This window comes from Falsiroseomonas oryziterrae, assembly GCF_021864505.1.
Classification (GTDB): Bacteria; Pseudomonadota; Alphaproteobacteria; order Acetobacterales; family Acetobacteraceae; genus Falsiroseomonas; species Falsiroseomonas oryziterrae.
The window spans coordinates 1-3,737 of record NZ_JAKJIB010000371.1 but is presented as its reverse complement, the minus strand read 5'-3'; the positions used below and the strand labels follow the sequence as shown (position 1 = coordinate 3,737).

Annotated in this window: 2 protein-coding genes and 1 pseudogene; 1 reads left to right on the top strand and 2 read right to left on the bottom strand. The window is 73.7% G+C overall.

What is annotated here, in order from left to right; genetic code table 11:
• The coding region (locus tag L2I40_RS20335) for an ATP-dependent helicase C-terminal domain-containing protein (protein ID WP_272910992.1) at window positions 1-1,011 on the top strand (1,011 nt) is incomplete at its 5' end.
• A gap of 196 nt (window positions 1,012-1,207) precedes the next feature.
• Here the strand turns inward: L2I40_RS20335 and L2I40_RS20330 are convergent.
• Together L2I40_RS20330 and L2I40_RS20325 are read right to left on the bottom strand one after the other, a co-directional pair.
• Window positions 1,208-1,963, bottom strand: coding sequence for an HpcH/HpaI aldolase family protein (locus L2I40_RS20330; RefSeq protein ID WP_237216999.1), 756 nt, complete (start codon window positions 1,961-1,963; stop codon window positions 1,208-1,210).
• Between the two features lie 173 nt (window positions 1,964-2,136).
• Window positions 2,137-3,737 (bottom strand): annotated as a pseudogene (locus L2I40_RS20325) (hypothetical protein); the annotation flags it as partial.

Below are 3,737 nucleotides of genomic sequence, written 5' to 3'. Positions count from 1 at the left end.
GTGCAGCGCATCCGGCGCGCGGCGGCGCTGCACCGTCGGCGGCTGCGGCTTCACGGCACGGCGCTGCCGGGCGGCGAGGCCGGGCCGCTGCTCGCGGCGGGCTTCCCGGACCGCATCGCGGCGAAGCGCGGCACGATGGACGGCGCCTTCCGCCTTGCATCGGGACAGGGCGCGCGGCTGGCCGCGAACGACCGGCTGGCCAAGTCGCCGCTGCTCGCCGTCGCGGATCTCGAGTTGCAGGGGACAGAAGCGCGCATCCGCATGGCCGCGCCGCTCGACCTGGTGACGCTCGAACGGCGCTTCCCCGAGCGGCTGCGCTGGGAGGAAGGTGCCGCCTTCGACGCACGGGCCGGCGCGGTGATCGCACGGCGGCGGCGCATGTTTGGGCCGCTGGTGCTGGAGGAGCACGCGCTGCCCGCGCCGGATGCCGCCACCGTCGCCGCGGCACTGGCGCGCGCGATCGCGGAGCGCGGCCTGCGCGACCTCGACTGGACGGAAGCCGCGAAGCAGACGCGCGCGCGGCTGCGCTGGATGCACGAGGTTGAGGGCGAGGCGTGGCCGGACGTTTCGGATGCCGCGCTCGCCGCCACCGTGGAGGACTGGCTCGCGCCGCATCTGCACGGGCGCACGAAGCTGGCCGAGGCGAAGGCGCTCGACCTCACGACGATCCTGCGCAACCTCGTGCCGTGGGAGATGCAGCGGCGGCTGGACGCGGCGCTGCCGGCGCGGATCGACCTGCCGGGCGGGCGCAGCGCGGCGGTGGATTACGACCGCGAGGTGCCGACGCTCGAAGCGCGCGCGCAGCATCTGTTCGGGATGGATGCGCTGCCGCCGCTGGCCGAGGGGCGCGTGAAGCTGCAGGCGGCACTGCTGTCGCCGGCGGGCCGGCCGATCGCGATCACCGGCGATCTCGCGGGGTTCTGGCGCGGCGGATGGCGCGATGCGCGGAAGGACATGCGCGGGCGCTACCCGAAGCATGCGTGGCCGGAGGAGCCGTGGCGGGAGGCGTGAGCGTCGGCGGGGGCTCTGCCCCCGTACCCCCGCCGGGGAGCCGAGGGGCTCCCCGGACCCCAGCCATCTGTTTTTCAGCGACGAAGGGGGAGGGGGGCCAAGCCCCCTCCCCCTTCGTCGCTAAACGGAAGCAGGTCCAGGAGCCTCCAGGCTCCTGGTGGGGGGTGCAGGGGGGCAAAGCCCCCCTGCCCGCGCCTCACCCCTTCGCCACGCCCACCTGCGCGCGCGCCGCGGTCAGCATCAGCCCGCTGTCATTCATGATCGTCGCCAGGTTGAAGCCGCGCTCGAACATCCGCTTCGAGTAGGCGCCGCTCATCGTGTGGATGCCGGCCTTCACGCCGTGCTTCGCCGCCGTCGTGCGGATGCGGTCGATGATGGCGAGGAACTCGGGCTCCTGCCGGTCCTGCAGCGGCTTCATGCCGAGCGAGAGCGAAAGGTCGGACGGACCGATGTAGACCGCATCCACGCCCGGCACGCTGACGATGGCTTCGAGGTTGTCGAGCGCCGTCTTCGTCTCGATCATCGGGATCACCAGCACGTCGTCGTTGGCCGCATCGGTGTCGGCCGCGGCGCCGTAGATGCCGGAGCGGATCGGGCCGAAGCTGCGCGCACCCTTCGGCGGATAGCGGCAGAAGGAGACGAGGTCGCGCGCCTCCTTCTCCGTGTTCACCATCGGGCAGATCACGCCCTTCGCACCGCCGTCGAGCACCTTGCCGATGATGCCGGGCTCGTTCCACGGCACGCGCACCATCGGCGTCACGCCATGTGGCTGCATGCCCTGGAAGCAGGCGATCATGGACTGGTAGTCCTGCACGCCGTGCTGGATGTCCACGGTGAGGCTGTCGAAGCCGGCCTGCGCCATGACCTCCGCGCTGAAGCCGGAGGGGATGGCGAGCCACCCGTTCACCACCGGCTTGCCGGCCGCCCAGGCCGCCTTCACGCCATTCGCCATTGCGTTTCCTTCCCCAAACTGGCTACCGCGTGATCCACCTTCGTGGATCACGCTGCAGCTTGTGTCCCAGCGACTGATTCACCGCTCCGGCGGTTCCGCCTGCGCGGATCAGGCGCCAGCGGGAAGGGACGCTAGGCCTGGGTCAGGTGAGCGTCAACGCGCCGGCGGCGCCGTCATTCGACCGGCAAGGCGGCAACGGCCGCGGCGAGTTCCGCCATGTCGACCTCGCGCGCGACGACCTCGGCGCGCTCCAGCACGAAGGCGACGACGCGGTCCTCGAGCGCGCGGGCGCGCAGGTCCTCCGGCGTGCCGGGCGCCGCGCGCGCCGCCGCGCGCAGATCGTCGTCACCGGGCAGGATGTCGTGCCGGCGCGCGATCGCGCGGAGCAGGAGCCCGAGACGGACACGCCGCGCGGCAAGTGCCCGCGCAGCCTCCGGCGAGACCTGGCGCGCCTCGGCGGAGAGACGCGGCCAGATCGCGGCAAGCTCCGTCCGGATTGCCTCCTCCGGCAGCGCGATCCCGTCGCTCACCGCAAGCAGTGCGTCGAGCGTGGCGCGGCGAAGCTGCCGCTGCTCGAGCGCGACGCGCCGCGCCTCGAGCCGCTCGGCCGTCATCGCGCGGAGCGCCGACAGGCCCTCCAGGCCAAGCGAGACGGCGAAGGCGTCGTCGACCTCCGGCACGACGCGCCGCAGCAGCGCCGTCGCGCGCAGCGTGACGCGCGCGTCGCGGCCGGCGAGCACGCGGTCTTCGAAGGCATCCGGCACGCGGAACGGGGCTTCGCGCGTCTCGCCCGCGGCGATGCCGACAAGGTGCGGCGCGAGGCCGGACGGGTCGGGCCTGCCGATCTCGATGCGCCGCCCCGTGCCGCCGAAACCCGGCACCGCGACGGCGTCGTCCTGACCGAGATCGAGCCCTTCCACCAGGCGCGGCAAGGCGAGGTCCACGACGAAGTCCACCGGCCCCGCCGCGTGGTCGAAGAGGACCGCAAGACGCACCGAGCCGGTCTGCTCGTCGGAAAGGGTGTCGGAGACGTAGACGCGGCCGAAGCCGGCGCCGGGCGTGAGCGGCAGCGCTGCATCCTTGCGGCGCAGCGTCTGGCGCCCGGTGCGCGGCTTGGAATCGAGACGCAGCTTGCCGCCACGCAGGCCGAGCGGCGCGGCGGGCCAATGCAGCGCAAGCGAGCCGGCCCAGGTGGAGCCGGCGCCGGCGGCGATCACGCCCTCCGGATGGAAGCGCACGAAGCTCTGACCATCGGCGGCCGCGGTGCCGTGGATGCGCAGGCGCAGCTGCGGCGGGTCGGCGTCGGGTGCGACCGTCACGACCTCGCAGGCGAGTCCGGCATTGTTGTCGCCGAAGACCCAGCCGGTCGGCAGCGATCCGGGCGCGCCGGCCTCCGCCCCCGACGGCAGCGGGTTCGGGATGAGGTTCTCCGGCGGCAGCAGGCGCACGGCGACGTCGCACACCACGAGGTCGCCAGGTTCTGCGCGCGCATCGGGCGGCAGCTCGACCCAGTCGGCGCGACCCGCGGCGAGTTCGGCCAGCGCCGCGTCCAGGTCGGCCGGATCGACTCGCCCGCGGAGTCGCTCGATGCGCAGTGCGGCCGGATCGGGCGGCTCAGGCTCCGGCAGGGTCTCGATCTCGACGCGCAGGATCAGGTCGCCGCCGGGCGGTGCGGACAATGTCTCGATCCGCGGCGACCCGACGGGCTCCAGCCCGAGCCGGCGCTGCATGGCGGCGGCGGCCTCGGCGCCGGCGCGCTCGCAGGCATCGGCAA